30 protein-coding genes are annotated in these 26,139 nt (G+C 55.2%); 27 read left to right on the forward strand and 3 right to left on the reverse strand.

Annotation, left to right across the window (positions count from 1 at the left end):
- Window positions 1–320 (reverse strand): contractile injection system protein, VgrG/Pvc8 family (locus OGV98_RS04255; RefSeq protein ID WP_286551056.1); only part of this gene is annotated, 320 nt, incomplete at its 3' end.
- A gap of 386 nt (window positions 321–706) precedes the next feature.
- Here OGV98_RS04255 and eutS point away from each other — a divergent pair.
- The 17 genes from eutS (at window position 707) to eutR (ending at window position 15,582) form a co-directional block, all read left to right on the forward strand.
- Window positions 707–1,042 carry an ethanolamine utilization microcompartment protein EutS gene (gene eutS, locus OGV98_RS04260; protein WP_003037995.1) on the forward strand — a complete coding sequence of 112 codons (336 nt, stop codon included), beginning with the start codon at window positions 707–709 and terminating at the stop codon, window positions 1,040–1,042.
- 12 nt (window positions 1,043–1,054) lie between these two features.
- A complete protein-coding gene (eutP, locus tag OGV98_RS04265) occupies window positions 1,055–1,534 on the forward strand; it encodes an ethanolamine utilization acetate kinase EutP (RefSeq protein WP_003037998.1) in 480 nt (159 codons plus the stop codon).
- Window positions 1,512–2,216, forward strand: coding sequence for an ethanolamine utilization acetate kinase EutQ (gene eutQ / locus OGV98_RS04270; RefSeq protein WP_003847253.1), 705 nt, complete (start codon window positions 1,512–1,514; stop codon window positions 2,214–2,216). Before eutP ends, eutQ begins: the two co-directional genes overlap by 23 nt.
- 9 nt (window positions 2,217–2,225) lie before the next feature.
- The gene (eutT, locus tag OGV98_RS04275) at window positions 2,226–3,029 is read left to right on the forward strand and encodes an ethanolamine utilization cob(I)yrinic acid a,c-diamide adenosyltransferase EutT (RefSeq protein WP_003838524.1); all 804 of its coding nucleotides are present in this window, start codon (window positions 2,226–2,228) and stop codon (window positions 3,027–3,029) included.
- Window positions 3,026–4,042: a phosphate acetyltransferase gene (gene pta / locus OGV98_RS04280; protein ID WP_202581120.1), complete on the forward strand. Its 1,017-nt coding sequence runs from the start codon at window positions 3,026–3,028 to the stop codon at window positions 4,040–4,042. The genes eutT and pta overlap by 4 nt, the downstream gene beginning before the upstream one ends.
- A 37-nt stretch (window positions 4,043–4,079) precedes the next feature.
- Entirely contained in the window at window positions 4,080–4,373 is a 294-nt protein-coding gene (eutM, locus tag OGV98_RS04285; RefSeq protein WP_003835054.1) for an ethanolamine utilization microcompartment protein EutM, read from the forward strand.
- A gap of 114 nt (window positions 4,374–4,487) precedes the next feature.
- Entirely contained in the window at window positions 4,488–4,775 is a 288-nt protein-coding gene (gene eutN, locus OGV98_RS04290) for an ethanolamine utilization microcompartment protein EutN (RefSeq protein ID WP_003038011.1), read from the forward strand.
- 11 nt (window positions 4,776–4,786) lie between these two features.
- Entirely contained in the window at window positions 4,787–6,190 is a 1,404-nt protein-coding gene (locus OGV98_RS04295; protein WP_044714144.1) for an aldehyde dehydrogenase family protein, read from the forward strand.
- Window positions 6,191–6,202: 12 nt separating this feature from the next.
- Window positions 6,203–7,042 carry an ethanolamine utilization protein EutJ gene (gene eutJ, locus OGV98_RS04300; protein ID WP_003838530.1) on the forward strand — a complete coding sequence of 280 codons (840 nt, stop codon included), beginning with the start codon at window positions 6,203–6,205 and terminating at the stop codon, window positions 7,040–7,042.
- Entirely contained in the window at window positions 7,032–8,219 is a 1,188-nt protein-coding gene (gene eutG, locus OGV98_RS04305; protein ID WP_057102385.1) for an ethanolamine utilization ethanol dehydrogenase EutG, read from the forward strand. Before eutJ ends, eutG begins: the two co-directional genes overlap by 11 nt.
- A 119-nt stretch (window positions 8,220–8,338) precedes the next feature.
- A complete protein-coding gene (eutH, locus tag OGV98_RS04310; RefSeq protein ID WP_003038023.1) occupies window positions 8,339–9,571 on the forward strand; it encodes an ethanolamine utilization protein EutH in 1,233 nt (410 codons plus the stop codon).
- Window positions 9,568–10,971, forward strand: coding sequence for an ethanolamine ammonia-lyase reactivating factor EutA (gene eutA / locus OGV98_RS04315; RefSeq protein ID WP_016150737.1), 1,404 nt, complete (start codon window positions 9,568–9,570; stop codon window positions 10,969–10,971). Before eutH ends, eutA begins: the two co-directional genes overlap by 4 nt.
- An 11-nt stretch (window positions 10,972–10,982) precedes the next feature.
- Complete coding sequence (gene eutB / locus OGV98_RS04320) at window positions 10,983–12,344, forward strand: ethanolamine ammonia-lyase subunit alpha (RefSeq protein WP_003038029.1); 1,362 nt, start codon at window positions 10,983–10,985, stop codon at window positions 12,342–12,344.
- Between the two features lie 20 nt (window positions 12,345–12,364).
- A complete protein-coding gene (gene eutC / locus OGV98_RS04325) occupies window positions 12,365–13,255 on the forward strand; it encodes an ethanolamine ammonia-lyase subunit EutC (protein WP_202581121.1) in 891 nt (296 codons plus the stop codon).
- A 9-nt stretch (window positions 13,256–13,264) separates the two neighbouring features.
- Window positions 13,265–13,924, forward strand: coding sequence for an ethanolamine utilization microcompartment protein EutL (gene eutL, locus OGV98_RS04330; RefSeq protein WP_003838537.1), 660 nt, complete (start codon window positions 13,265–13,267; stop codon window positions 13,922–13,924).
- A gap of 11 nt (window positions 13,925–13,935) precedes the next feature.
- A complete protein-coding gene (locus tag OGV98_RS04335) occupies window positions 13,936–14,481 on the forward strand; it encodes an ethanolamine utilization microcompartment protein EutK (RefSeq protein ID WP_202581122.1) in 546 nt (181 codons plus the stop codon).
- A 48-nt stretch (window positions 14,482–14,529) separates the two neighbouring features.
- On the forward strand, window positions 14,530–15,582 hold the full coding sequence (gene eutR / locus OGV98_RS04340) for an HTH-type transcriptional regulator EutR (RefSeq protein WP_003038041.1): 1,053 nt from the start codon (window positions 14,530–14,532) through the stop codon (window positions 15,580–15,582).
- A 122-nt stretch (window positions 15,583–15,704) separates the two neighbouring features.
- Here eutR and hemF read toward each other — a convergent pair whose 3' ends face one another.
- Together hemF and amiA are read right to left on the reverse strand one after the other, a co-directional pair.
- Window positions 15,705–16,604, reverse strand: coding sequence for an oxygen-dependent coproporphyrinogen oxidase (gene hemF / locus OGV98_RS04345; RefSeq protein WP_003038044.1), 900 nt, complete (start codon window positions 16,602–16,604; stop codon window positions 15,705–15,707).
- A gap of 2 nt (window positions 16,605–16,606) precedes the next feature.
- Window positions 16,607–17,476 (reverse strand): N-acetylmuramoyl-L-alanine amidase AmiA, encoded by an 870-nt coding sequence (amiA, locus tag OGV98_RS04350; RefSeq protein WP_003038046.1) that lies wholly within the window; start codon window positions 17,474–17,476, stop codon window positions 16,607–16,609.
- Window positions 17,477–17,688: 212 nt separating this feature from the next.
- On the opposite strand from amiA, the gene OGV98_RS04355 reads away from it, so the two are divergent.
- The 10 genes from OGV98_RS04355 to cysM all read left to right on the forward strand — a co-directional run bounded on the left by OGV98_RS04355 (window position 17,689) and on the right by cysM (window position 26,091).
- The gene (locus OGV98_RS04355) at window positions 17,689–18,114 is read left to right on the forward strand and encodes a GNAT family acetyltransferase (RefSeq protein ID WP_003038048.1); all 426 of its coding nucleotides are present in this window, start codon (window positions 17,689–17,691) and stop codon (window positions 18,112–18,114) included.
- Window positions 18,101–18,550, forward strand: coding sequence for a DUF2919 domain-containing protein (locus tag OGV98_RS04360; protein ID WP_003847269.1), 450 nt, complete (start codon window positions 18,101–18,103; stop codon window positions 18,548–18,550). Before OGV98_RS04355 ends, OGV98_RS04360 begins: the two co-directional genes overlap by 14 nt.
- A 59-nt stretch (window positions 18,551–18,609) precedes the next feature.
- Entirely contained in the window at window positions 18,610–19,185 is a 576-nt protein-coding gene (locus OGV98_RS04365; RefSeq protein WP_003838545.1) for an RpoE-regulated lipoprotein, read from the forward strand.
- A gap of 93 nt (window positions 19,186–19,278) precedes the next feature.
- The gene (yfeX, locus tag OGV98_RS04370; protein ID WP_003838547.1) at window positions 19,279–20,178 is read left to right on the forward strand and encodes a porphyrinogen peroxidase; all 900 of its coding nucleotides are present in this window, start codon (window positions 19,279–19,281) and stop codon (window positions 20,176–20,178) included.
- A 172-nt stretch (window positions 20,179–20,350) separates the two neighbouring features.
- Entirely contained in the window at window positions 20,351–21,142 is a 792-nt protein-coding gene (gene ucpA, locus OGV98_RS04375) for an SDR family oxidoreductase UcpA (RefSeq protein ID WP_003038057.1), read from the forward strand.
- A 157-nt stretch (window positions 21,143–21,299) separates the two neighbouring features.
- Entirely contained in the window at window positions 21,300–22,316 is a 1,017-nt protein-coding gene (gene cysP / locus OGV98_RS04380) for a thiosulfate/sulfate ABC transporter substrate-binding protein CysP (protein WP_003038059.1), read from the forward strand.
- On the forward strand, window positions 22,317–23,150 hold the full coding sequence (gene cysT / locus OGV98_RS04385; protein WP_003038061.1) for a sulfate/thiosulfate ABC transporter permease CysT: 834 nt from the start codon (window positions 22,317–22,319) through the stop codon (window positions 23,148–23,150). It abuts the gene before it with no gap.
- Entirely contained in the window at window positions 23,150–24,025 is an 876-nt protein-coding gene (gene cysW, locus OGV98_RS04390) for a sulfate/thiosulfate ABC transporter permease CysW (protein ID WP_003038064.1), read from the forward strand. Before cysT ends, cysW begins: the two co-directional genes overlap by 1 nt.
- Entirely contained in the window at window positions 24,015–25,112 is a 1,098-nt protein-coding gene (cysA, locus tag OGV98_RS04395; RefSeq protein WP_003038066.1) for a sulfate/thiosulfate ABC transporter ATP-binding protein CysA, read from the forward strand. Before cysW ends, cysA begins: the two co-directional genes overlap by 11 nt.
- 67 nt (window positions 25,113–25,179) lie before the next feature.
- Window positions 25,180–26,091 (forward strand): cysteine synthase CysM, encoded by a 912-nt coding sequence (gene cysM / locus OGV98_RS04400; protein ID WP_003838552.1) that lies wholly within the window; start codon window positions 25,180–25,182, stop codon window positions 26,089–26,091.
- Window positions 26,092–26,139: the final 48 nt, after the last annotated feature.

The raw sequence follows: 26,139 nt of genomic DNA on the forward strand, positions 1-26,139 counted from the left end.
TTCTGCCGCAGCCCTGCCCGCCAGAGCGGGGGCGAAACAGTCAGCTGGTAATTCATCTGCCAGTCGTTGTTCTCCCTGAGCTCCACGCCGGTGATGATGCCGTGAAGATAACGCAGCGCAACAGCCCCCTGCCAGACAGTGAGGGTGGTGCTTTTCTCGAGAAAATCTGTGGCGGTGAGGTCAGGCAGGCCGCTGGCGATATCAACGCAGAGCAAAAAGGGGGTGGAGAGATTCTGGCTGAGGGTGAAGCTGACGACGGCGGTGCTCATCGCCAGTAACCCATCCACGTCGAGCGTAAAGCGCAGTCCCTGCTGTGACATGAGTTTATCTCCATGATATATCATCCGAAAGTCACCATACGCCAGTAAAGTCAGCACAGGTAGAACTGAAGGGGGGGTTGAATGAGATTCAGAAAACGTTTAGGTCTGGAGATAAAAAACTATCATCAGTTTGTCGCTACTCGCGGCGGAAGCAACCTTTTACACAATCTATGATAGATGTTTTGATTAAACTTATTTAAAAGCTAATGATTCCATTTAAAGCAAATGAACTTCTTTGATTTCTACATCAAATTCATGCGCTTCACTTTTTATTACCCCTTCTCTTAGTGATCTACTTCACCTTTTAAACCTGGTTGCCGAATTTTGTTATTTACTCTGACAAAAAATTGCCACGATGAGGGCAGTTTTAGCGGAGGCGGTGAGCAATGGAAAAAGAACGCATTATTCAGGAATTTGTGCCGGGGAAACAGGTCACGCTGGCGCATCTCATTGCGCACCCCGGCGAGGAATTAGCGAAAAAGATCGGCGTTCCCGAAGCGGGCGCTATCGGCATCATGACGCTGACGCCAGGCGAAACCGCGATGATTGCCGGTGACTTAGCCATGAAGGCGGCGGATGTACATATCGGTTTTCTCGATAGATTCAGCGGCGCACTGGTGATCTACGGCTCGGTAGGCGCAGTAGAAGAAGCGTTATTACAGACGGTAAGCGGTCTGGGTCGATTATTAAATTTCACTTTGTGCAACCTGACAAAAAGTTAATCAGAGGCGGCGATGAAACGTATTGCGTTTGTCGGTACGGTGGGGGCGGGGAAAACAACGCTCTTTAATGCGCTACAGGGGAATTATTCCCTCGCCAGAAAAACACAGGCCGTGGAGTTTAATGAAAATGGCGATATCGATACGCCAGGGGAATATTTTAGCCATCCGCGCTGGTATCACGCCTTAATTACCACGCTGCAGGATGTTGATACGTTGATTTATATACACGCGGCAAATGATAAAGAAAGTCGCTTACCTGCCGGGCTGTTGGATATCGGTGCCAGTAAACGACAAATCGCCGTTATCAGTAAAACGGACATGCCGGATGCCGACGTCGCCGCAACGCGACAACTACTTCGCGGGATGGGGTTTCAGGAGCCGATTTTTGAGCTCAATAGCCATGACCCGCGCAGTGTGCAGCACCTGGTGGATTATCTGACTGAGCTCAGCCAAAAGGAGGAAAGGGCAGGTGAAAAAACTCATCACAGCTAACGATATTCGTGCGGCCCACGCACGCGGCGAACAGGAAATGTCGGTTGTTCTGCGCGCCAGCATCATCACCCCGGAGGCGCGCGAAGTTGCGGAGCTGCTGGGCGTTACCATCAGTGAATGCGATGAATCCGCGCCAGGAGCCGTCGCTGCTGCTCCGGCAGCGGTGACTGATGGCAAAACGGAAAGCCAGCGCATTCGCGAAACCATCATTGCGCAGTTACCGGAAGGGCAGTTTACCGAAAGCCTGGTCGCGCAGTTGATGGACAAAGTCATGAAGGAAAAGCAGTCGCTGGAGCAGGGCGGAATGCAGCCGAGCTTTAACTCGGTGACCGGCAAAGGCGGTGTGAAAGTCATCGACGGCAGCAGCGTGAAGTTTGGTCGTTTTGACGGCGCGCAGCCGCACTGCGTGGGCTTAACCGATCTGGTGACCGACCAGGACGGTAGCAGCATGGCCGCCGGGTTTATGCAGTGGGATAACGCCTTTTTCCCATGGACGCTGAACTACGACGAAATCGACATGATTCTGGAAGGAGAGCTGCATGTTCGCCACGAAGGCGAAACCATGATTGCAAAAGCCGGGGACGTGATGTTTATCCCGAAAGGCTCCAGCATCGAATTTGGTACGCCATCGACGGTGAAGTTTCTGTATGTGGCCTGGCCTGCGAACTGGCAGTCCTGCTAAGGCGGATGTATGAAGGATTTCATTACCGAAGCATGGCTCAGAGCGAATCATACGCTCAGCGAAGGGGCTGAAATTCATCTCCCCGCTGACGCTCGCCTGACGCCGTCTGCCCGGGAATTACTGGAAAGCCGACATCTGCGCATTAAGTTTATTGACGAGCAGGGCAGCCTGTTTATTGATGACGAAGAACAGCAGCCGCAGCCGGTGCATGGGTTAACCAGCAGTGATACGCATCCACAGGCCAGCTGCGAACTGTGCCATCAACCGGTGGCGAAGAAACCGGACACCCTGACGCATCTGACGGCGGACAAGATGGTCGCCAAAAGTGACCCTCGGCTGGGATTTCGCGCCGCGCTGGACAGCACCATCGCCCTGGCCGTGTGGTTGCAGATTGAGATGGCAGAACCGTGGCAGCCGTGGCTGGCGGATATCCGCTCGCGCCTGGGCAATATTATGCGCGCAGACGCCATGGATGAGCCGCTGGCAGCACAAGCTGTCGTGGGTTTAAGTGACGAAGATTTACACCGTCTTTCGCATCAACCGCTGCGCTATCTGGACCACGACCATCTGGTGCCTGAAGCCAGCCATGGACGTGATTGCGCGCTGCTTAATCTGCTGCGTACCAAAGTCCGTGAAACGGAGACGGTGGCGGCCCAGGTATTCATCACTCGCAGTTTTGAGGTTATACGACCGGACATTATGCAGGCGCTCAACCGCCTTTCCAGTACGGTCTACGTGATGATGATTCTGAGTGTTGCAAAGCATCCGCTGACGGTTAGTCAAATTCAACAGAGACTGGGGGAGAAGCAATGATCATTGAACGTGCTCGTCAACTCGCCCAACGCTCACCTGCACGAGTAGTGTTCCCGGATGCGCTGGATGTCCGGGTGCTGAAGGCGGCGAATTACCTGCATCAGCACGGTCTGGCACGCCCCATTCTCGTCGCCAGCCCGTTTGCGCTACGCCAGTTTGCGCTCAGCCATCGCGTAGCCATGGATGCTATTCAGGTTATTGATCCACAAAGCAATGTACAGATGCGTGAAGAGTTTGCCCTGCGCTGGCGGGCAACGGCGGGTGAAAAAACGCCGCCGGATGCGCGGGAGAAGCTCAACGATCCACTGATGTTTGCCGCCGCGATGGTCAGTGCCGGTAAAGCCGATGTGTGTATTGCGGGCAACCTGTCATCAACGGCAAACGTGCTGCGTGCAGGATTGCGCATTATTGGATTACAGCCTGGTTGCAAAACGCTGTCGTCAATTTTCCTGATGCTGCCGCAGTATCTCGGGCCGTCATTAGGATTTGCAGACTGTAGCGTTGTGCCGCAGCCCACTGCTGCACAGCTGGCGGATATCGCCATCGCCAGCGCTGAAACCTGGAAGGCGATCACAGGTGAAGAGCCGCGTGTGGCCATGCTGTCGTTTTCAAGTAATGGCAGTGCTCGCCATCCTAACGTCGCTAACGTGCAGCAGGCGACCGAGATCGTTCGTGAGCGTGCCCCGCAGCTTACCGTGGACGGTGAACTGCAATTTGATGCCGCCTTTGTTCCGGATGTCGCTGCGCAAAAAGCGCCCGCAAGTCCGTTAAAGGGCAATGCCAATGTGATGGTCTTCCCATCGCTGGAGGCGGGCAATATTGGCTACAAAATCGCTCAGCGCCTGGGAGGGTATCGCGCAGTAGGGCCATTGATTCAGGGGCTTGCCGCACCGCTTCATGATCTCTCTCGTGGCTGTAGCGTACAGGAAATTATCGAACTGGCGTTGGTGGCAGCAGTGCCGCGCCAGACTGACATGAGTCGTGAAAACGCCTCGCACACACTGGTTGTATAAGGTCCCGTTCAGGACCCCTTAATGAGAGGAAAACACAATGGAAGCATTAGGAATGATTGAAACCCGGGGCCTGGTTGCACTGATTGAGGCTTCTGACGCAATGGTTAAAGCGGCACGCGTGAAACTGGTTGGCGTGAAGCAGATCGGTGGCGGTCTGGTCACTGCCATGGTCCGTGGCGACGTAGCGGCATGTAAAGCTGCAACGGACGCAGGTGCTGCGGCAGCACAGCGTATTGGCGAGCTGGTTTCAGTGCACGTGATCCCGCGTCCGCACGGCGATCTGGAAGAAGTGTTCCCGATCAGCTTTAAAGGCGACAGCAACGACATGTAAGTCGTCCATGTGACGCCACAGACTTCATTGCTGGCGTCACCCTCTCTCCTTTTCACATTACCTTCTGCGGAGGGTAGGGGGAGGTTTTACCTGAAATATGCCACGGAGGCGCGTATGAAACTGGCAATCGTTACAGGACAAATTGTTTGTACCGTACGCCATCAGGGGCTCGCGCACGACAAGTTGCTGATGGTGGAAATGATTGACGCCCAGGGAAATCCCGACGGGCAATGTGCTGTTGCTATCGACAGCATCGGGGCGGGAACCGGAGAGTGGGTGCTGCTGGTCAGCGGAAGCTCCGCCCGTCAGGCGCACCGGAATGAATCATCGCCTGTCGATCTGTGCGTGATTGGCATTGTCGATGAAGTGGTGGCAGGTGGTCAGGTGATCTTCCATAAATAAGGCAGAAAATCATGAATCAACAGGATATTGAACAGGTCGTGAAAGCGGTACTGCTGAAAATGAAAGACAGCAGCCAACCCGTCAGTGCCGTTCAAGAAATGGGCGTTTTTGCCTCCCTGGATGACGCAGTGGCGGCAGCAAAACTGGCCCAGCAGGGGCTGAAAAGCGTCGCCATGCGCCAACTGGCTATCACGGCGCTACGTGAGGCGGGCGAAAAGCACGCCAGAGAATTAGCGGAACTTGCCGTCACTGAAACCGGCATGGGACGCGTCGAAGATAAATTTGCCAAAAACGTGGCGCAGGCGCGCGGCACTCCGGGTGTGGAATGCCTGTCTCCACAGGTTCTGACCGGCGATAACGGTCTGACGCTGATTGAAAACGCGCCGTGGGGCGTGGTGGCCTCGGTAACCCCATCCACCAACCCGGCCGCGACCGTTATTAACAACGCCATCAGCCTGATTGCCGCTGGTAACAGCGTGGTTTTCGCACCGCATCCGGCGGCGAAAAAAGTCTCTCAGCGCGCTATCACTCTGCTTAACCAGGCGGTAGTTGCCGCAGGCGGTCCGGCAAACCTGTTGGTGACGGTTGCCAACCCAGATATCGAGACTGCCCAACGTCTGTTCAAGTACCCTGGTATCGGCCTGCTGGTGGTGACCGGTGGTGAAGCCGTAGTAGATGCCGCGCGTAAGCACACCAACAAACGTTTGATTGCCGCTGGCGCAGGTAATCCGCCGGTGGTGGTTGATGAAACGGCTGACCTGGCACGCGCGGCGCAGTCGGTAGTCAAAGGCGCATCGTTTGACAACAACATCATCTGCGCTGACGAAAAAGTGCTGATCGTGGTCGATAGCGTCGCTGATGAACTGATGCGTCTGATGGAAAGCCAGCATGCGGTGAAACTCACCACGGCCCAGGCCGAACAGCTGCAGCCGGTGCTGCTGAAAAATATCGATGAGCGCGGTAAAGGCACGGTCAGTCGTGACTGGGTAGGTCGTGACGCAGGCAAAATCGCTGCGGCGATTGGTCTGAACGTACCGGATCAAACCCGTCTGTTATTCGTCGAAACCTCCGCGACGCATCCGTTTGCCGTCACCGAACTGATGATGCCGGTTCTACCAGTCGTGCGGGTCGCTAACGTCGATGAAGCCATTGAACTGGCGGTCAAGCTTGAAGGCGGTTGCCACCATACGGCGGCGATGCACTCGCGCAATATCGACAACATGAACCGTATGGCAAACGCCATTGATACCAGCATCTTCGTTAAGAACGGACCGTGCATTGCCGGTCTTGGACTCGGCGGCGAAGGCTGGACCACGATGACCATTACCACACCAACCGGGGAAGGGGTGACCAGTGCGCGTACGTTTGTGCGTCTGCGTCGCTGTGTGTTGGTAGACGCCTTCAGAATTGTATAAGGAGTAAATGAGATGGCGCACGACGAACAACGTTGGTTGACACCCAGACTGCTAAAAGCGGCAACGCTATGTAACCAGACGCCCACAAAGAGCGATTCACCGCTGTGGTTGGGCATTGATTTGGGAACGTGTGATGTGGTGTCGATGGTTGTGGACAGTGACGGACAGCCGGTCGCGGTTTGCCTGGACTGGGCCGATGTCGTGCGCGATGGCATCGTCTGGGATTTCTTTGGTGCGGTGACCATCGTTCGTCGCCATCTCGATACGCTCGAACAACAGCTGGGTTGCCGCTTTACCCATGCGGCAACCTCATTTCCACCGGGAACTGACCCTCGCATCTCTATTAACGTGCTGGAGTCTGCCGGGCTTGAAGTGAGCCATGTGCTCGACGAACCGACAGCGGTGGCGGATCTGTTGCAGCTCGATAACGCCGGCGTGGTGGATATTGGTGGTGGCACTACCGGGATTGCGATCGTTAAACAAGGCAAGGTGACCTACTCCGCTGATGAAGCAACCGGTGGGCATCATATCTCTCTGACGCTGGCCGGGAACCGTCGTATCCAGTTAGAAGAAGCCGAGCAGTACAAGCGTAGCAACGGCAAAGAAATCTGGCCGGTGGTGAAGCCTGTCTACGAAAAAATGGCGGAAATCGTCGCTCATCATATTGCGGGTCAGGGCGTTACCGATTTATGGCTGGCCGGTGGTTCCTGCATGCAGCCGGGCGTTGATGAGCTGTTCCGTAAGCGTTTCCCGGAACTGCAGGTGCATTTACCCCAGCACAGCCTGTTTATGACCCCGCTGGCGATTGCCAACAGCGGAAAAGAAAAAGCGGAAGGAATCTATGCAAGCTGAATTGCAGACCGCGCTCTTTCAGGCATTCGATACCCTGAATCTGCAACGCGTAAAAACGTTTAGCGTTCCACCGGTCACCCTTTGTGGGCTGGGAGCGCTCAGTACCTGCGGACAGGAAGCACAAACGCGCGGATTGACGCATATGTTCGTCATGGTGGACAGCTTCCTGCATCAGGCGGGGATGACCGCCGCGCTGGAACGCAGTCTGGCGATGAAAGGCGTGGCGATGACGCTGTGGCCATGTCCGGTAGGCGAACCGTGTATTACGGACGTCTGCGCGGCGGTCGCGCAATTGCGTGAATCGAAGTGCGATGGCGTTGTGGCCTTTGGTGGTGGCTCCGTACTGGATGCCGCCAAGGCAGTGGCGTTGCTGGTGACCAACCCCACTCAGACGCTGGCAGACATGGACGAGCGCAGCGCGTTACGCCCACGTCTGCCGCTGATTGCCGTACCGACTACCGCCGGAACGGGCTCAGAAACCACCAACGTCACGGTAATAATCGACGCCGCGACTGGACTCAAAAAAGTGCTGGCCCATCCAACCCTGATGCCGGATGTGGCGATCCTGGACGCTGCATTGACGGAAGGCGTGCCTGCACATGTAACGGCAATGACCGGGATTGATGCACTGACGCACGCCGTTGAAGCGTATAGCGCGCTGAACGCGACGCCGTTTACCGACAGTCTGGCGATTGGCGCGATTGCGATGATAGGTAAATCGTTGCCGAAGGCCGTCGGCTACGGTCAGGATCTGGCGGCGCGCGAAAGCATGCTGCTGGCTTCCTGTATGGCCGGGATGGCGTTTTCCAGCGCAGGGCTGGGCCTGTGCCATGCGATGGCGCACCAGCCGGGAGCGACGTTGCATATCCCACACGGACAGGCTAACGCCATGCTGCTTCCTACGGTAATGGGGTTCAACCGCATGGTGTGTCGTGAGCGCTTCAGCCATATCGGACGCGCGTTAACCAACAAGAAATCGGACGATCGTGATGCTATCAACGCGGTCAGCGAGTTGATTAGCGAAGTGGGCCAGACCAAACGACTCTCAGACGTTGGAGCAAAACCCGAGCATTACAGCGCATGGGCACACGCCGCGCTGGAGGATATTTGTATTCGCAGTAACCCACGCACCGCCACGCAGGAACAGATTATCGACCTGTACGCGGCTGCCGGGTAATGCCTGTAGGCCGGATAAGGTGCTCGCACCGCCATCCGGCAATAACACGGCGTTAATGCCGGAGGCGACGTAAACGTCTTATCCGGCCTACAAATCACAAATGACAGGGAGTAGGGGCTATGGGAATTAACGAAATCATCATGTACATCATGATGTTCTTTATGCTGATTGCCGCCGTGGACAGGATCCTGTCGCAGTTCGGCGGTTCGGCGCGCTTCCTCGGTAAGTTCGGTAAGAGCATTGAGGGATCGGGCGGTCAGTTTGAAGAAGGCTTTATGGCAATGGGCGCACTGGGTCTGGCGATGGTCGGTATGACCGCGCTGGCGCCGGTACTGGCGCATGTGCTCGGGCCGGTAATTATTCCGCTGTACGAAATGCTGGGCGCGAACCCGTCGATGTTTGCCGGAACGCTGCTGGCGTGCGATATGGGCGGCTTCTTCCTGGCGAAAGAGCTGGCGGGCGGCGATGTGGCGGCGTGGTTGTACTCTGGCCTGATTCTCGGCGCGATGATGGGGCCGACGCTGGTGTTCTCCATTCCGGTTGCGCTGGGAATTATTGAACCGTCTGACCGTCGTTATCTGGCGCTGGGCGTGCTGGCCGGTATTGTCACCATTCCGATTGGCTGTATTGCGGGTGGTCTGGTCGCGATGTACTCCGGCGTGGAAATCAACGGTCAGCCGGTGGAGTTCACCTTTGCGTTGATCCTGATGAACATGATCCCGGTGCTGATCGTAGCCGTGCTGGTGGCGCTGGGACTGAAATTCATCCCGGAAAAAATGATCAACGGTTTCCAGATCTTCGCCAAGTTCCTGGTAGCGCTGATCACCCTCGGTCTGGCTGCGGCAGTCATCAAGTTCCTGCTCGGCTGGGAGCTGATCCCAGGTCTTGATCCTATTTTCATGGCGCCAGGCGACAAGCCGGGTGAAGTGATGCGCGCCATCGAAGTTATCGGTTCTATCTCCTGTGTGCTGCTGGGTGCCTACCCGATGGTGCTGCTGCTGACTCGCTGGTTTGAAAAACCGCTGATGAGCGTCGGCAACCTGTTAAAAGTCAATAACATTGCGGCTGCGGGTATGGTGGCAACGCTTGCCAACAACATCCCAATGTTCGGCATGATGAAAAACATGGATACCCGCGGCAAAGTGATCAACTGCGCCTTTGCGGTTTCCGCGGCCTTCGCTCTGGGTGACCACTTAGGTTTCGCCGCTGCCAACATGAACGCCATGATCTTCCCGATGATTGTCGGCAAGCTGATCGGCGGCGTGACGGCGATTGGCGTGGCTATGCTGTTAGTACCGAAAGACGAAGATGTTCCGGCACCAGCAGAAACCAATCCGGAGGCGCAATCGTGAATACTCGCCAGCTACTCAGCGTCGGTATCGATATCGGCACCACCACCACTCAGGTGATCTTCTCGCGCCTTGAGCTGGTTAACCGTGCGGCAGTGTCGCAGGTGCCGCGCTACGAATTCATCAAACGCGAAATTAGCTGGCAAAGCCCGGTGTTCTTTACCCCCGTTGATAAGCAGGGCGGGTTGAAAGAGGCCGAACTGAAAGCACTGATCCTCGCCCAGTATCAGGCGGCGGGGATTGCGCCAGAGACCGTCGATTCCGGCGCGATCATCATTACCGGGGAAAGTGCCAAAACGCGCAACGCGCGCCCGGCGGTGATGGCGCTCTCCCAGTCGCTGGGGGATTTCGTGGTTGCCAGCGCCGGTCCGCATCTGGAATCAGTGATTGCCGGTCACGGTGCGGGGGCGCAAACCCTTTCCGAGCAGAAGTTGTGCCGCGTACTGAATATCGACATCGGCGGCGGTACGTCGAACTACGTTCTGTTCGATGCCGGAAAAGTCAGCGGATCGGCCTGTCTGAATGTCGGCGGACGGTTACTGGAAACGGACGGTCAGGGGCGCGTGGTGCATGCGCATCAGCCGGGACAAATGATTGTGGATGACGTATTTGGTCCAGGCACTGATGCCCGAACCCTCAATGCGGCGCAGCTTGTTCAGGTGGCCCGACGGATGGCGGCGCTGATTGTGGAGGTGATTGACGGCACGCTTTCACCGCTGGCACAGGCGCTGATGCAAACCACTCTGTTACCGGCGGGCGTGAAGCCGGAAGTGATTACGTTGTCCGGCGGGGTGGGCGAGTGCTACCGCAACCAACCTGCCGATCCGTTCTGTTTTTCCGACATTGGGCCGCTGTTAGCGACGGCGCTGCATGAACATCCGCGCCTGCGTGAGATGAACGTGCAGTTCCCGGCGCAAACCGTGCGCGCCACGGTGATTGGCGCCGGTGCGCATACGCTGTCGCTTTCGGGCAGCACTATCTGGCTGGAAGGTGTGGCGCTTCCGCTGCGCAATCTGCCGGTGGCGATTCCGGTTGATGAGGCTGATCTGGTGGCCGCCTGGCAACAGGCGCTAATGCAGCTCGATCTGGACCCGCAAACGGACGCCTACGTGCTGGCGCTGCCCGGTTCTCTGCCGGTGCGCTACGCCGCGCTGTTAACGGTGATTGATGCGCTGCTGGCCTTTGTCGCGCGCTATCCGAATCCGCATCCCCTGCTGGTGGTAGCCGAGCAGGATTTTGGTAAGGCCCTGGGCATGCTGTTACGCCCACAGTTACAGCAACACCCGCTGGCGGTCATCGATGAGGTGGTTGTCCGGGCGGGGGACTATATCGACATTGGTACGCCTCTTTTTGGCGGATCGGTTGTGCCGGTGACGGTGAAATCACTCGCATTTCCTTCCTGAGGGAACGACTTATGAAACTAAAGACCACATTGTTCGGCAATGTTTATCAGTTTAAGGATGTTAAAGAGGTGCTGGCAAAAGCCAACGAACTGCGTTCGGGGGATGTGCTGGCAGGTGTCGCTGCAACCAGTTCGCAGGAACGCGTGGCGGCCAAGCAGGTGCTGTCGGAAATGACGGTAGCGGATATCCGTAATAACCCGGTGATTTCCTATGAAGAGGACTGCGTGACGCGTCTGATTCAGGATGACGTCAACGAAACGGCCTATAACCGCATCAAAAACTGGAGTATCAGCGAGCTGCGCGAGTACGTGCTGAGCGATGAAACCTCTGTTGATGATATTGCGTTTACGCGTAAAGGGTTAACGTCGGAAGTGGTCGCTGCGGTAGCAAAAATCTGCTCTAACGCGGACCTGATCTACGGCGGTAAGAAAATGCCGGTGATCAAAAAGGCTAACACCACCATCGGTCTACCGGGCACCTTTAGCTGCCGTTTGCAGCCGAACGATACCCGTGACGATGTACAGAGTATTGCGGCGCAAATCTATGAAGGACTGTCTTTCGGTGCGGGCGATGCGGTGATCGGTGTCAACCCGGTCACAGATGACGTGGAAAACTTAAGCCGTGTGCTCGATACCGTGTATGGCGTTATCGACAAGTTCAATATTCCGACCCAGGGCTGCGTACTGGCGCACGTCACCACCCAGATTGAAGCGATTCGTCGCGGTGCGCCGGGCGGGCTGATTTTCCAGAGTATCTGCGGTAGCGAAAAAGGCTTAAAAGAGTTTGGCGTTGAGCTGGCCATGCTGGATGAAGCGCGTGCAGTGGGCGCTGAGTTCAACCGTATCGCCGGGGAAAACTGCCTGTACTTTGAAACCGGGCAAGGGTCTGCGCTCTCCGCTGGCGCTAACTTTGGTGCCGATCAGGTGACGATGGAAGCGCGTAACTACGGGCTGGCGCGTCACTACGATCCGTTCCTGGTGAACACCGTGGTGGGCTTTATCGGGCCGGAATATCTCTACAACGACCGTCAGATTATTCGCGCGGGCTTAGAAGATCACTTCATGGGCAAACTGAGCGGCATCTCAATGGGCTGCGACTGCTGTTACACCAACCATGCTGATGCTGACCAGAACCTCAATGAAAACCTGATGATTCTGCTCGCCACCGCTGGCTGCAACTACATCATGGGCATGCCGCTCGGTGACGACATCATGCTCAACTACCAGACCACCGCCTTCCACGACACCGCGACCGTGCGCCAGTTGCTGAACCTGCGCCCGTCGCCGGAGTTTGAACGCTGGCTGGAAACCATGGGCATTATGGCAAACGGTCGCCTGACCAAACGGGCGGGCGATCCGTCACTGTTCTTCTGATGACGCGGGGATGACACACGATGGATCAAAAACAGATTGAAGAAATTGTACGCAGCGTAATGGCGTCAATGGGAGAGCCGCAGGTTCAAGCGCCATCAGCGGAAGTGAAATGCAGCACTACGCAGTGCGCCGCGCCGACCGGTGAAAGCTGTGCGATGGACTTAGGTTCAGCTGAAGCGAAAGCGTGGATTGGCGTTGAGAATCCGCATCGTGCAGAGGTATTGACCGAACTGCGCCGTAGCACCGCTGCGCGTGTATGTACCGGTCGTGCCGGTCCACGTCCGCGTACCCAGGCGCTGCTGCGCTTCCTTGCTGACCACTCGCGTTCGAAAGATACGGTATTGAAAGAAGTGCCGGAAGAGTGGGTAAAAGCCCAGGGACTACTGGAAGTGCGCTCGGAAATCAGCGACAAAAACCTGTATCTGACGCGCCCGGACATGGGACGTCGTCTGAGTGCGGAAGCCATTGAAGCACTGAAATCACAGTGTGTAATGAATCCGGATGTGCAGGTGATTATTTCTGATGGCCTGTCTACTGACGCCATCACCGCCAACTACGAAGAGATCCTGCCGCCGCTGTTGTCGGGTTTAAAACAGGCCGGATTGAAGGTCGGGACGCCGTTCTTTGTTCGCTATGGGCGCGTGAAAATTGAAGATCAGATCGGCGAACTGCTGGGTGCAAAAGCGGTGATCCTGCTGGTTGGTGAACGTCCGGGCCTCGGCCAGTCGGAAAGTCTTTCTTGCTACGCCGTCTATTCGCCGCGTGTGGCAACCACCGTTGAGGCTGACCGTACCTGCATCTCGAACATTCACCAGGGCGGTACGCCACCGGTTGAAGCGGCGGCGGTGATTGTGGATTTGGCCAAGCGCATGCTGGAGAAAAAAGCATCCGGCATCAATATGACCCGTTAAGGAGGCATCATGCCAGCATTAGATTTGATTAGACCTTCAGTCACCGCGATGCGTGTGATTGCCTCGGTAAATGACGGTTTTGCCCGCGAACTTAAATTACCGCCACATATACGTAGCCTCGGACTCATCACAGCAGACTCTGATGACGTGGCGTATATTGCCGCAGATGAAGCGACAAAACAGGCGATGGTGGAAGTGGTTTATGGCCGCTCGCTGTATGCCGGTGCGGCGCACAGTCCCTCTCCAACCTCGGGCGAAGTGCTGATTATGCTCGGTGGACCAAACCCGGCCGAAGTTCGCGCGGGTCTGGACGCGATGGTGGCCAATATTGAAAGCGGTGCGGCATTCCAGTGGGCGAATGACGCAGAAGATACCGCCTTCTTGGCGCATGTGGTTTCGCGTACCGGTTCGTATCTTTCCGCGACCGCGGGATGCCGACTGGGCGATCCGATGGCGTATCTGGTAGCACCGCCGCTGGAAGCGACATTTGGTATTGATGCCGCGCTGAAATCTGCCGATGTACAACTGGTAACCTATGTACCACCGCCGTCAGAAACCAACTATTCAGCAGCGTTTTTGACCGGTAGCCAGGCCGCTTGTAAAGCCGCATGTAACGCCTTTGCCGATGCCGTTCTGGATATTGCCCGTAATCCAATCCAGCGCGCGTAAGAGAGGTAGTGATGATCAATGCACTGGGATTACTGGAAGTGGATGGCATGGTGGCTGCCGTGGACGCGGCCGATGCCATGCTGAAAGCCGCGAATGTGCGCCTGCTTAGCCACGAAGTGCTCGATCCTGGTCGGCTGACGCTGGTGGTGGAAGGCGATCTGGCGGCATGCCGAGCAGCGCTGGATGCTGGCAGTGCAGCTGCAGCGCGTACAGGCAGTGTTATCAGCCGTAAGGAAATAGGCCGGCCGGACGATGACACCCAGTGGCTGATCGGCGGTTTTAAACGCCAGCCGAAGAAACCAGAACCGAAGAAACCAGAGCAGAAGCCTGAAGTGAAGTCAGATGTGGCCCCAGAGAAGACGCAGGAAGCACCTGTGTCATCTGAATCCTCTGATGAATTGCTGGCGCTGTTAACATCGGTCCGTCAAGGAATGACGGCAGGGGAAGTGGCTGCCCACTTTGGCTGGTCACTTGATGAAGCCAGAAATGCGCTGGAACAGCTCTTTTCTGACGGAGCGTTGCGTAAACGCAGTAGTCGCTATCGCTTAAAAAATTAACCTGTCGGAGGGCCGGGGGCTTCGTTGAAGCTTCCGGCTTAAAAGATCATGAAAAAGAACCGTACTGCAAACTTGCACCATCTTTATCATGAAGTATTACCCGAAGACGTTAAATTGACGCCGAAAGTGGAAGTGGACAACGTTCATCAACGGCGAACAACGGATGTGTATGAGCACGCGCTGACGATTACAGCCTGGCAGCAGATCTACGACCAGCTGCATCCGGGAAAATTTCATGGCGAGTTCACGGAAATCCTGCTCGATGATATTCAGGTGTTCCGTGAATACACCGGACTGGCGCTGCGTCAGTCATGCCTTGTCTGGCCAAACTCATTTTGGTTTGGCATTCCGGCCACGCGCGGCGAGCAGGGATTTATTGGTACCCAGTGTTTGGGTAACGCTGAAATTGCCACCCGCCCAGGCGGGACGGAGTTTGAACTAAGTACGCCGGATGACTACACCATTCTGGGTGTCGTCATTTCTGAAGAGGCCATTGCCCGTCAGGCCAACTTCCTGCATAACCCGGAAAGGGTGTTGCATATGCTGCGCAACCAGTCGGCGCTGGAAGTGAAAGAACAACACAAAGCCGCGCTATGGGGCTTTGTGCAGCAGGCGCTGGCGACGTTTAGCGAAAACCCGGAAAACCTTCGCCAACCTGCGGTACGCAAAGTGTTGGGCGATAACCTGCTGCTGGCGATGGGGACTATGCTGGAAGAAGCGCAGCCGATTATGACTGCGGAGAGCATCAGCCATCAGAGCTATCGTCGCTTGCTGTCGCGTGCGCGCGAATATGTGCTGGAAAATATGTCAGAGCCGCTGACTGTGCTCGACTTATGCAATCAACTGCACGTTAGCCGCCGGACGTTGCAAAACGCCTTTCACGCGATCCTCGGTATTGGCCCGAATGCCTGGTTGAAACGTATTCGCCTGAACGCCGTGCGCCGTGAGTTGATAAGCCCGTGGTCGCAGAGTGCGACGGTGAAAGACGCCGCCATGCAGTGGGGATTCTGGCATTTAGGGCAGTTTGCTACCGACTACCAGCAACTGTTTGCGGAGAAACCTTCGTTGACGCTGCATCAGCGTATGCGCCAGTGGGCGTGATGGTATAGCTTGAGTAGGCCTGATAAGGCGTTAGCCGCCATCAGGCAATTGTGCTTGCTGCGCTGCCGGATGGCGACGCCTTGCGTCTTATCCGGCCTACGAATTGTGTCGCTATCAGGCCATTACACCCAGTCGCGGACCTGAATAAACTCGCTAAGGGCGGCTTCCGGGCTGTTCGCTTCTGGCTGCCAGTCATACTCCCAGCGTACCAGCGGCGGCATCGACATCAGAATCGATTCCGTGCGCCCGCCGGTTTGCAAACCGAATAATGTGCCGCGATCCCACACCAGGTTAAATTCCACATAGCGTCCGCGACGATAAAGCTGAAAATTGCGTTCACGCTCGCCCCAGCTCATTGCTTTGCGGCGCTCAACGATGGGCAAATACGCCTCGGTATAACCCTTTCCAACAGCCTGCATAAAGGCGAAGCAGTGCTCGAAATCTGGCGTATTCAAATCATCGAAGAACAGCCCGCCAATGCCGCGCTGCTCGTTGCGGTGCTTGAGGAAGAAGTAGTCATCGCACCACTTTTTGTAACGGGGATAAACATCTTCGCCGAACGGCTGGCATAGATCCCGCGCCGTGCGGTGCCAGTGAACTGCATCCTCATCAAAGCCGTAGTAGGGCGTTAAGTCAAAGCCGCCGCCAAACCACCACACCGGGTCGGCGCCCGGTTTCTCCGCGATAAAAAAACGTACGTTGGCATGGCTGGTCGGAATGTAAGGATTCTGCGGATGCACCACCAACGAGACGCCCATCGCTTCAAAGCTACGCCCGGCAAGCTCCGGGCGATGTGCAGTAGCCGAGGCCGGCATTGCATCGCCATGGACATGAGAGAAGTTGACGCCTGCTTGCTCGAAAATACCGCCGTTACGCAACACTCGACTGCGCCCGCCGCCGCCCGCTGCGCGTTGCCAGTTATCCTCAACAAATTCGGTGCCGTCTATGGTGGATAACTGCTGACAAATCTCATCCTGCAGGTTGAGCAGGAACTGTTTTACGCGTTGTACATCGGGCTTCATGGTTAACGTTTCTTCGAGTGTGCTTTCTGGTTATCAAACCAGTGGAAATAGCTGATGATGCCATTGGCGATAGCGGTGGCGATTTTCTGACGAAACGCAGCCGTCCCCAGTAATCGTTCTTCTTCCGGGTTGGTGATGAACGAGGTTTCGACCAGGACCGACGGAATCGAAGGTGATTTTAGCACCACGAAGGCGGCTTGTTCCGTGCTACGACTGTGCAGACGGTGTACCGGCTTGATCTTCTTAAGAATATGCGAGCCTAACGTCAGGCTGTTTTTAATGGTGTCAGTTTGCACCAGATCGAACAGCACCTGCTGCAACAAATGATCTTTGTCGGTGGCCTTCTTCCCGGCGACTTCATCGGCCCGGTTTTCACGATCGGACAGATATTTCGCCATGGCGCTACTGGCACCGCGATTGGATAAGGCAAAGACCGAAGCACCCGCAGCGCTCGGATTGGTAAAACCGTCGGCGTGGATCGACATGAAAAGATCTGCGCCATGTTTGTGGGCGATCTCGACGCGATCGTAGAGCGGAATAAACGTATCGCCGGAGCGGGTCAGGCGTGCATCAATCCCCTGGTTGCGTAGGATTGAGCGCACGTTTTTGGCAATCGCCAGCACCACGTGCTTTTCTTTCGATCCGTTGCGACCAATTGCACCGGTATCAATCCCGCCGTGCCCCGGATCAAGAACAACAACGCGCTTAGCGCCTGATTTTTTCGCTTTCGGTTTGCTGTGTCCATTACTGGTCTTTAGCGCTTCTTCTTTAGCGATGGCTTGCGACATGCCTGACAGCGTCAGGGCGGCCAGCCCGGCTTTCAGCACCTGGCGGCGCGATGTGAGTGTTTTTAGTGGTTTAAAAGTGCTCATACGGCCTGAGTTGTAAAAAAAAGGTTCTAAACGTTATATCGTATCGCGTAGTCCGTTGCGACGGATCGAGATAAGAATTGTTTTACTTTTCATTTCAATACGTGACAATTCCGTATTATGCCATTTTTTCCGCCGCTTCGCGTCAGATATTGGCTAAATCAGCCGTTCGCGCCATAATCGCTTTTTAACGTCCTGAAAAGGTAACCAATACCATGGAAATACGCGTTTTTCGCCAGGAAGATTTCGAAGAGGTGATCACCCTCTGGGAGCGTTGTGATTTGCTGCGTCCATGGAACGACCCTGAAATGGACATCGAACGTAAAGTCAATCATGACGTCAGCTTATTCCTCGTCGCTGAAGTGAACGGTGAGGTGGTCGGTACGGTGATGGGCGGATACGACGGGCACCGCGGTTCCGCCTATTACCTGGGCGTGCATCCTGAGTTTCGCGGTCGCGGTATCGCTAATGCGCTACTCAACCGGTTGGAGAAAAAGCTCATTGCCCGCGGTTGTCCGAAGATTCAAATCATGGTGCGTGATGATAACGACGTCGTACAGGGCATGTATGAACGTCTGGGCTATGAACATGCGGATGTACTCAATCTGGGCAAGCGTTTGATTGAAGATGAAGAGTACTGAGTTTCATCCGGCCGACTATGACGGTCATGGGCGTCTGCGCCTGCCTTTTCTCTTCTGGTGCGTACTGTTGTTGCAGGCACGCACCTGGGTTTTGTTTGTGATTGCCGGTTCTTCCCGTGAGCAGGGCAACACATTGCTGAATCTGTTTTATCCCGATCATGACGCATTCTGGCTGGGTTTGCTCCCCGGCGTTCCCGCCGTGTTGGCGTTTTTACTCAGCGGGAGACGCTTTGCGTTTCCGGGAATCTGGCGCTGGCTGCGCGGATTATTGATTCTCGCTCAACTGGTGCTGCTGTGCTGGCAGCCGGTGATGTGGCTGGCAGGCGATCCGCTCAACGGTGTCGGGCTGGCGCTGCTGGTGGCGGATATCGTGGCACTGATCTGGCTGTTAACCAATCAACGTCTGCGGGCCTGTTTTTCCCTTGAGAAAGAATGACGGCACTTTTTGGGGAAACCGGACTCCAAGCAACGTTGATAAATAAGGAAGGAAGTGAAATGAAATCACTGCGTTTGACTTTATGCGCGATGCCGCTGCTACTGGCCGGATGTTCAACGTTGTCCTCGGTGAACTGGTCTGCCGCTAATCCGTGGAACTGGTTTGGTTCTTCAACGCAGGTCACAGAGCAGGGCGTCGGAGCGTTAACGGGCGCGACACCGCTGGATGAAAAAGCCATTGCTGATGCGCTGGACGGTGATTACCGCCTGCGTAGCGGGATGAAGACTGATAACGGAAATGTGGTGCGCTTCTATGAAGCGATGAAAGACGACAAGCTGGCGATAGTCATCAATGGCAGCCAGGGAACCATTAGTCGTATTGATGTGTTAGACCACGATATTTCGTCAGTCGCGGGTGTCGAAATCGGTACACCGTTTAGCGACCTTTACACTAAAGCTTTCGGTAATTGCCAAAAGGCAACCGGCGATGACAGCGCGGACGTTGAGTGTAAAGCTGAAGGAAGTCAACATATTAGCTATATTTTTTCCGGTGAATGGAGCGGGCCTGAAGATATAATGCCATCTGACGACACGCTGAAAGCGTGGAAAGTAAGCAAAATTATCTGGCGGCGTTAATTTGCGTCTGAACAAATCGGCTTGTTAAAAAAACAGGTAGAATAGCGCCCATCAATGCCACGATGTCGTGGCATCTTTTTTTCAGGAGGAACAATGTCTCAGGTTCAGAGTGGCATTTTGCCAGAACATTGCCGTGCGGCGATTTGGATTGAAGCCAATGTTAAAGGCGACGTTGAGGCCCTGCGTGCGGCCAGCAAAACCTTCGCCGATAAGCTGGCGACCTTTGAAGCTAAGTTCCCGGATGCGCATCTGGGCGCGGTTGTCGCTTTTGGCAACAACACCTGGCGTGCATTGAGCGGCGGCGTCGGTGCTGAAGAGTTAAAAGACTTTATCCCTTACGGTAAAGGTCTGGCACCAGCAACCCAATATGACGTGTTGATCCATATTCTATCTTTGCGTCATGACGTGAATTTCTCCGTTGCGCAGGCGGCAATGGAAGCATTTGGCGACTGTATTGAAGTCAAAGAAGAAATCCACGGTTTCCGTTGGGTCGAAGAGCGCGATCTCAGCGGCTTTGTTGACGGTACAGAAAACCCGGCAGGCGAAGAAACGCGCCGTGAAGTCGCCGTTATCAAAGATGGTGTGGATGCCGGTGGCAGCTATGTGTTTGTGCAGCGTTGGGAACATAACCTGAAGCAGCTTAATCGCATGAGCATCCATGACCAGGAAATGATGATTGGCCGCACCAAGGAAGCCAACGAAGAGATCGACGGTGATGACCGTCCGGTCACCTCTCACCTGAGCCGTGTTGACCTCAAAGAAGACGGTAAAGGGCTGAAAATTGTGCGCCAGAGCCTGCCATACGGCACTGCCAGCGGCACGCATGGTCTCTATTTCTGCGCCTACTGCGCCCGTCTGCACAACATTGAACAACAGTTGCTGAGCATGTTTGGTGACACCGACGGTAAGCGTGATGCAATGCTGCGCTTCACCAAACCGGTAACCGGCGGCTATTACTTTGCACCGTCGCTGGACCGTTTAATGGCGCTGTAATGGCGATCTGATCCTGTTATCGGCCACGAAATAGACATCCCCGCATCGTCGGGGATTTTTTTTACCTGAGATTAACCTGATTTAGTGAGCTATTCCTCAGCACTAATTTGTTATTGCTGTATCTTCTGCGTGAATGAAGCGAAGGCTTCATATTCAAAAGGAGAATATTGAAATGGGAAAACTCACGGGCAAAACAGCATTGATTACGGGCGCATCTCAGGGTATTGGCGAGGGTATCGCCAGAACGTTTGCCCGCCATGGTGCGAACTTAATTCTGCTGGATATCTCCGATGAGATTGAAAAACTGGCGGATGAGTTGGCTGGGCGAGGGCACCGTTGCACAGCCGTTCACGCTGACGTCAGAGATTTTGCGTCGGTCAAGGAAGCGGTGATGCGCGCGAAGCAGATTGAAGGCAAAATCGATATTCTGGTGAACAATGCCGGCGTATGCCGCCTCGGCAACTTCCTTGATATGAGCGATGAAGATCGCGATTTTCACATTGATATCAACATTAAAGGCGTCTGGAATGTGACGAAAGCCGTTCTGCCGGAGATGATTGCGCGCAAAGATGGGCGCATCGTGATGATGTCATCGGTGACCGGCGATATGGTTGCCGACCCGGGCGAAACGGCCTACGCACTGTCGAAAGCCGCAATCATCGGTTTGACCAAATCCCTGGCGGTAGAATATGCGCAGTCAGGCATTCGCGTTAATGCCATTTGCCCAGGCTACGTTCGTACGCCGATGGCGGAAAGCATTGCGCGTCAATCTAACCCGGAAGATCCTGAATCCGTATTAGTCGAAATGGCGAAAGCGATCCCGATGCGTCGTCTGGCCTGTCCGCTTGAGGTCGGTGAACTGGCGGCGTTCCTGGCGTCGGATGAGTCCAGTTACTTAACTGGCACGCAAAACGTGATTGATGGCGGTAGCACCCTGCCAGAAAGCGTTAGCGTCGGCGTCTGATTGATGCCGGTCTCCTCCTCACTCGATGTGGGGAGGGATTCTCTTATTCTCTTTTCAACTTTCAAATCATCAAACGGTATATAAAACCGTTACTCCTTTAGCACTGGTTATAAATATGATGACCATAAGAAAGTCATTAAATTTATAAGGGTGCGCAATGGCCGTTAACTTACTGAAAAAAAGAACACTGACGCTGGCAGCCATGCTGTTGCTGGTGGGGCAGGCGCAGGCAACGGAACTGCTGAACAGTTCATACGATGTTTCCCGTGAGCTTTTTGCCGCCCTTAATCCGCCGTTTGAACAGCAATGGGCGAAGGATAACGGCGGTGACAAACTGACGATTAAACAATCTCATGCCGGGTCATCAAAACAGGCTCTGGCGATTCTGCAGGGGCTGAAAGCCGATGTGGTGACCTATAACCAGGTCACCGACGTGCAGATCCTGCATGACAAAGGCAAACTGATCCCCGCCGACTGGCAAAGCCGTCTGCCGAATAACAGCTCGCCGTTCTATTCCACTATGGGTTTCCTGGTGCGTAAGGGGAACCCGAAAAACATTCATGACTGGAATGACCTTGTGCGTTCTGATGTGAAACTGATTTTCCCGAACCCAAAAACCTCCGGTAACGCGCGCTATACCTATCTGGCGGCGTGGGGTGCTGCGGATAAAGCTGACGGTGGTGATAAAACCAAAACCGAACAGTTCATGACCCAGTTTCTGAAAAACGTCGAAGTGTTTGATACCGGCGGTCGCGGTGCTACCACCACCTTTGCAGAGCGCGGTCTGGGCGATGTGCTGATCAGCTTCGAATCAGAAGTGAACAACATTCGTAAACAGTATGAAGCGCAGGGTTTTGAAGTGGTTATCCCGAAAACCAATATTCTCGCTGAATTCCCGGTAGCCTGGGTAGATAAAAATGTGCAAGCCAACGGTACTGAAAAAGCAGCTAAAGCGTACCTGACCTGGCTGTACAGCCCACAGGCGCAAACCATTATTACCGATTTCTACTACCGCGTGAATAACCCGCAGGTGATGGACAAACAGCAAGATAAATTCCCGCAGACTGAATTGTTCCGTGTGGAGGATAAGTTTGGTTCGTGGCCTGAAGTGATGAAAACACACTTTGTCAGCGGTGGAGAGCTGGACAAACTGCTGGCGGCGGGGCGTAAGTAAATGTTTGCTGTTTCTTCCCGACGCGTGCTGCCCGGCTTCACTTTAAGCCTGGGCACAAGCTTACTGTTTGTCTGCCTGATATTGCTGCTGCCGCTGAGCGCGCTGGTGATGCAACTGGCGCAAATGAGCTGGGCGCAATACTGGGATGTGATTACCAATCCGCAGGTGGTGGCGGCTTATAAAGTGACGCTGCTGTCGGCGTTTGTGGCGTCGATTTTCAACGGCGTGTTCGGTTTGCTGATGGCGTGGATCTTAACCCGCTATCGCTTTCCGGGCCGTACGCTGTTGGATGCACTGATGGATCTGCCGTTTGCGCTGCCTACAGCGGTGGCGGGTCTGACGCTGGCGTCGCTGTTTTCGGTTAATGGCTTCTACGGCGAGTGGCTGGCGAAGCTGGATATCAAGGTGACCTACACCTGGCTTGGTATCGCGGTGGCGATGGCGTTTACCAGCATTCCGTTTGTGGTGCGTACCGTCCAGCCGGTGCTGGAAGAATTAGGTCCCGAATATGAAGAAGCCGCAGAAACGCTCGGTGCTACGCGCTGGCAGAGTTTCCGTAAAGTGGTGCTGCCGGAGCTGTCCCCCGCGCTGGTGGCGGGCGTTGCGCTTTCGTTTACCCGAAGCCTCGGTGAGTTTGGCGCGGTTATCTTTATCGCTGGGAACATCGCATGGAAAACGGAAGTAACCTCGCTGATGATTTTTGTTCGCTTGCAGGAGTTTGACTACCCGGCCGCCAGCGCGATTGCTTCTGTGATCCTCGGGGCTTCGTTGTTGCTGCTGTTTTCAATTAACACCCTGCAAAGTCGCTTTGGTCGACGTGTGGTAGGTCACTGATGGCAGACATTACCCAATTGAAACGCTATGGCGCGCCCCGCATCAACTGGGGGAAATGGTTTTTGATCGGCACAGGCATGCTGGTCTCCGCGTTTATTTTGCTGGTGCCGATGATTTACATCTTCGTGCAGGCGTTCAGCAAGGGATTAATGCCGGTATTACAGAACCTGGCAGACCCGGACATGCTGCATGCCATCTGGCTGACGGTGCTGATTGCGCTGATTGCGGTGCCGGTGAACCTGGTGTTTGGTGTGTTGCTGGCCTGGCTGGTGACCCGTTTTAACTTCCCAGGACGCCAACTTCTGCTGACGTTACTGGATATTCCGTTTGCCGTCTCGCCGGTGGTTGCCGGCCTGGTGTATCTGCTGTTTTACGGCTCTAACGGTCCGCTGGGTGGATGGCTGGATGAGCATAATCTGCAAATTATGTTTGCCTGGCCGGGGATGGTGCTGGTGACGGTATTCGTGACCTGTCCGTTTGTGGTGCGAGAGTTGGTGCCGGTGATGTTAAGCCAGGGCAGTAATGAAGATGAAGCGGCTGTGTTGCTGGGCGCGTCCGGCTGGCAGATGTTCCGCCGCGTTACGCTGCCGAATATTCGTTGGGCGCTGCTGTACGGCGTGGTGTTGACCAACGCCCGTGCGATTGGCGAGTTTGGCGCGGTGTCGGTGGTTTCCGGCTCGATTCGCGGCGAAACCCTATCGCTACCGCTACAAATTGAATTACTGGAGCAGGACTACAACACGGTCGGCTCTTTTACCGCCGCGGCGCTATTAACGCTGATGGCGATTATTACCCTGTTTTTGAAGAGCATGTTGCAATGGCGTCTGGAGAACCAGGAGAAACGCGCGCAGCAGGAGGAAAATCATGAGCATTGAGATTGCCAATATTAAGAAGTCTTTTGGTCGCACCCAGGTGCTGAACGATATCTCGCTGGATATTCCTTCAGGTCAGATGGTCGCGCTGCTGGGGCCATCCGGCTCGGGCAAAACCACGCTGCTGCGCATTATTGCCGGGTTGGAGCATCAGTCCAGCGGGCATATCCGTTTTCACGGCACCGACGTCAGTCGTTTGCATGCTCGCGACCGTAAAGTGGGATTCGTATTCCAGCACTATGCGCTGTTTCGTCATATGACCGTTTTCGACAATATCGCGTTTGGTCTGACGGTCCTGCCACGGCGTGAGCGTCCAAATGCGGCGGCCATCAAAGCAAAAGTCACCAAACTGCTGGAGATGGTTCAATTGGCTCATCTGGCGGACCGCTTCCCGGCGCAGCTTTCTGGTGGGCAAAAGCAGCGTGTGGCGTTGGCGCGTGCGCTGGCGGTAGAGCCGCAGATCCTGCTGCTCGATGAGCCGTTTGGCGCGCTCGATGCGCAGGTGCGTAAAGAGCTGCGTCGTTGGCTGCGTCAGCTGCATGAAGAGCTGAAGTTCACCAGCGTGTTTGTTACCCACGACCAGGAAGAAGCGACGGAAGTTGCCGATCGCGTGGTGGTGATGAGTCAGGGTCATATCGAGCAGGCTGATGCGCCGGATCAAGTCTGGCGCGAACCGGCTACCCGTTTTGTGCTGGAATTTATGGGGGAGGTTAACCGCCTGCAGGGGACGATTCGCGGCGGCCAATTCCACGTGGGCGCACACCGCTGGCCACTGGGTTATACGCCTGGTTATCAGGGACCGGTTGATCTGTTCCTGCGTCCGTGGGAAGTGGACGTGAGCCGTCGTACCAGCCTGGATTCGCCGTTGCCGGTACAGGTACTGGAAGCCAGCCCGAAAGGACACTACACCCAATTAGTTGTGCAACCGCTGGGGTGGTATAACGAACCGCTGACGGTCATCATGCAGGGCGATGATTCCCCGAGCCGCGGCGAGCGGCTGTTTGTCGGGCTGCAAAATGCGCGTCTGTATAACGGCGACCAGCGCATTGAAACGCGTGAAGAGGAACTTGCTCTGGCGCAAAGTGCCTGATAGGTTAAAAAGTATGTTTATCGCCCGGTAAGCGCTGCGCCCCCGGGCTTTTTTACGAGCTCAAAACGTGAACACATTAGAACAAACAATTGGCAATACGCCTCTGGTGAAACTACAACGTCTGGCGCCGGATAACGGTAGTGAAATTTGGGTCAAGCTGGAAGGGAATAATCCCGCGGGTTCGGTGAAAGACCGGGCTGCGCTGTCGATGATTGTCGAAGCGGAAAAACGTGGAGAAATTAAGCCTGGTGATGTGCTGATCGAGGCTACCAGCGGTAATACCGGAATTGCTCTGGCAATGATCGCCGCGCTGAAGGGCTACCGCATGAAGCTGCTGATGCCAGACAACATGAGCCAGGAGCGCCGAGCGGCGATGCGTGCTTACGGGGCTGAACTGGTTCTGGTGACGAAAGAGCAGGGGATGGAAGGCGCGCGTGACTTAGCTCTTGAAATGGCGCAGCGCGGAGAAGGTAAACTTCTCGACCAATTTAATAATCCGGATAACCCATACGCGCATTACACCACCACAGGACCGGAAATCTGGCAGCAGACGTCAGGTCGTATTACCCACTTTGTCTCCAGTATGGGAACAACAGGCACCATTACCGGTGTGTCGCGTTTTCTGCGTGAGCAAGAAAAAGCGGTTACCATCGTTGGCCTGCAGCCGGAAGAGGGCAGTAGTATTCCGGGAATTCGCCGCTGGCCTGCGGAATATATGCCGGGCATTTTTAACGCCTCGCTGGTGGATGAGGTATTGGATATTCATCAGAACGATGCGGAAAACACCATGCGCGCGCTGGCGGTGAAAGAGGGTGTGTTCTGCGGCGTCAGTTCCGGCGGCGCAGTAGCCGGAGCGATTCGCGTGGCCGAACAAAATCCGGGAGCGGTGGTGGTGGCGATCATCTGCGATCGCGGCGATCGCTACCTTTCAACCGGCGTGTTTGGCGAAGAGCACTTTAACCAGGGATCAGGGATTTAGTTTGTAGGCCTGATAAGCATAGTGGCATCAGGCAAACGTACGACACGA

This window comes from Citrobacter sp. Cf136, from assembly GCF_030333815.1.
Lineage (GTDB): Bacteria > Pseudomonadota > Gammaproteobacteria > Enterobacterales > Enterobacteriaceae > Citrobacter > Citrobacter freundii.

What these genes read in the sequence shown, in the direction of transcription:
- eutS (WP_003037995.1), top strand. Translation starts at nt 707, where the DNA reads ATGGAAAAAGAACGCATTATTCAGGAATTTGTGCCGGGGAAACAGGTC.
- eutP (WP_003037998.1), top strand. Translation starts at nt 1,055, where the DNA reads ATGAAACGTATTGCGTTTGTCGGTACGGTGGGGGCGGGGAAAACAACG.
- eutT (WP_003838524.1), top strand. Translation starts at nt 2,226, where the DNA reads ATGAAGGATTTCATTACCGAAGCATGGCTCAGAGCGAATCATACGCTC.
- pta (WP_202581120.1), top strand. Translation starts at nt 3,026, where the DNA reads ATGATCATTGAACGTGCTCGTCAACTCGCCCAACGCTCACCTGCACGA.
- eutM (WP_003835054.1), top strand. Translation starts at nt 4,080, where the DNA reads ATGGAAGCATTAGGAATGATTGAAACCCGGGGCCTGGTTGCACTGATT.
- eutN (WP_003038011.1), top strand. Translation starts at nt 4,488, where the DNA reads ATGAAACTGGCAATCGTTACAGGACAAATTGTTTGTACCGTACGCCAT.
- OGV98_RS04295 (WP_044714144.1), top strand. Translation starts at nt 4,787, where the DNA reads ATGAATCAACAGGATATTGAACAGGTCGTGAAAGCGGTACTGCTGAAA.
- eutJ (WP_003838530.1), top strand. Translation starts at nt 6,203, where the DNA reads ATGGCGCACGACGAACAACGTTGGTTGACACCCAGACTGCTAAAAGCG.
- eutG (WP_057102385.1), top strand. Translation starts at nt 7,032, where the DNA reads ATGCAAGCTGAATTGCAGACCGCGCTCTTTCAGGCATTCGATACCCTG.
- eutH (WP_003038023.1), top strand. Translation starts at nt 8,339, where the DNA reads ATGGGAATTAACGAAATCATCATGTACATCATGATGTTCTTTATGCTG.
- eutB (WP_003038029.1), top strand. Translation starts at nt 10,983, where the DNA reads ATGAAACTAAAGACCACATTGTTCGGCAATGTTTATCAGTTTAAGGAT.
- eutC (WP_202581121.1), top strand. Translation starts at nt 12,365, where the DNA reads ATGGATCAAAAACAGATTGAAGAAATTGTACGCAGCGTAATGGCGTCA.
- eutL (WP_003838537.1), top strand. Translation starts at nt 13,265, where the DNA reads ATGCCAGCATTAGATTTGATTAGACCTTCAGTCACCGCGATGCGTGTG.
- OGV98_RS04335 (WP_202581122.1), top strand. Translation starts at nt 13,936, where the DNA reads ATGATCAATGCACTGGGATTACTGGAAGTGGATGGCATGGTGGCTGCC.
- eutR (WP_003038041.1), top strand. Translation starts at nt 14,530, where the DNA reads ATGAAAAAGAACCGTACTGCAAACTTGCACCATCTTTATCATGAAGTA.
- hemF (WP_003038044.1), bottom strand. Translation starts at nt 16,604, where the DNA reads ATGAAGCCCGATGTACAACGCGTAAAACAGTTCCTGCTCAACCTGCAG.
- amiA (WP_003038046.1), bottom strand. Translation starts at nt 17,476, where the DNA reads ATGAGCACTTTTAAACCACTAAAAACACTCACATCGCGCCGCCAGGTG.
- OGV98_RS04355 (WP_003038048.1), top strand. Translation starts at nt 17,689, where the DNA reads ATGGAAATACGCGTTTTTCGCCAGGAAGATTTCGAAGAGGTGATCACC.
- OGV98_RS04360 (WP_003847269.1), top strand. Translation starts at nt 18,101, where the DNA reads ATGAAGAGTACTGAGTTTCATCCGGCCGACTATGACGGTCATGGGCGT.
- OGV98_RS04365 (WP_003838545.1), top strand. Translation starts at nt 18,610, where the DNA reads ATGAAATCACTGCGTTTGACTTTATGCGCGATGCCGCTGCTACTGGCC.
- yfeX (WP_003838547.1), top strand. Translation starts at nt 19,279, where the DNA reads ATGTCTCAGGTTCAGAGTGGCATTTTGCCAGAACATTGCCGTGCGGCG.
- ucpA (WP_003038057.1), top strand. Translation starts at nt 20,351, where the DNA reads ATGGGAAAACTCACGGGCAAAACAGCATTGATTACGGGCGCATCTCAG.
- cysP (WP_003038059.1), top strand. Translation starts at nt 21,300, where the DNA reads ATGGCCGTTAACTTACTGAAAAAAAGAACACTGACGCTGGCAGCCATG.
- cysT (WP_003038061.1), top strand. Translation starts at nt 22,317, where the DNA reads ATGTTTGCTGTTTCTTCCCGACGCGTGCTGCCCGGCTTCACTTTAAGC.
- cysW (WP_003038064.1), top strand. Translation starts at nt 23,150, where the DNA reads ATGGCAGACATTACCCAATTGAAACGCTATGGCGCGCCCCGCATCAAC.
- cysA (WP_003038066.1), top strand. Translation starts at nt 24,015, where the DNA reads ATGAGCATTGAGATTGCCAATATTAAGAAGTCTTTTGGTCGCACCCAG.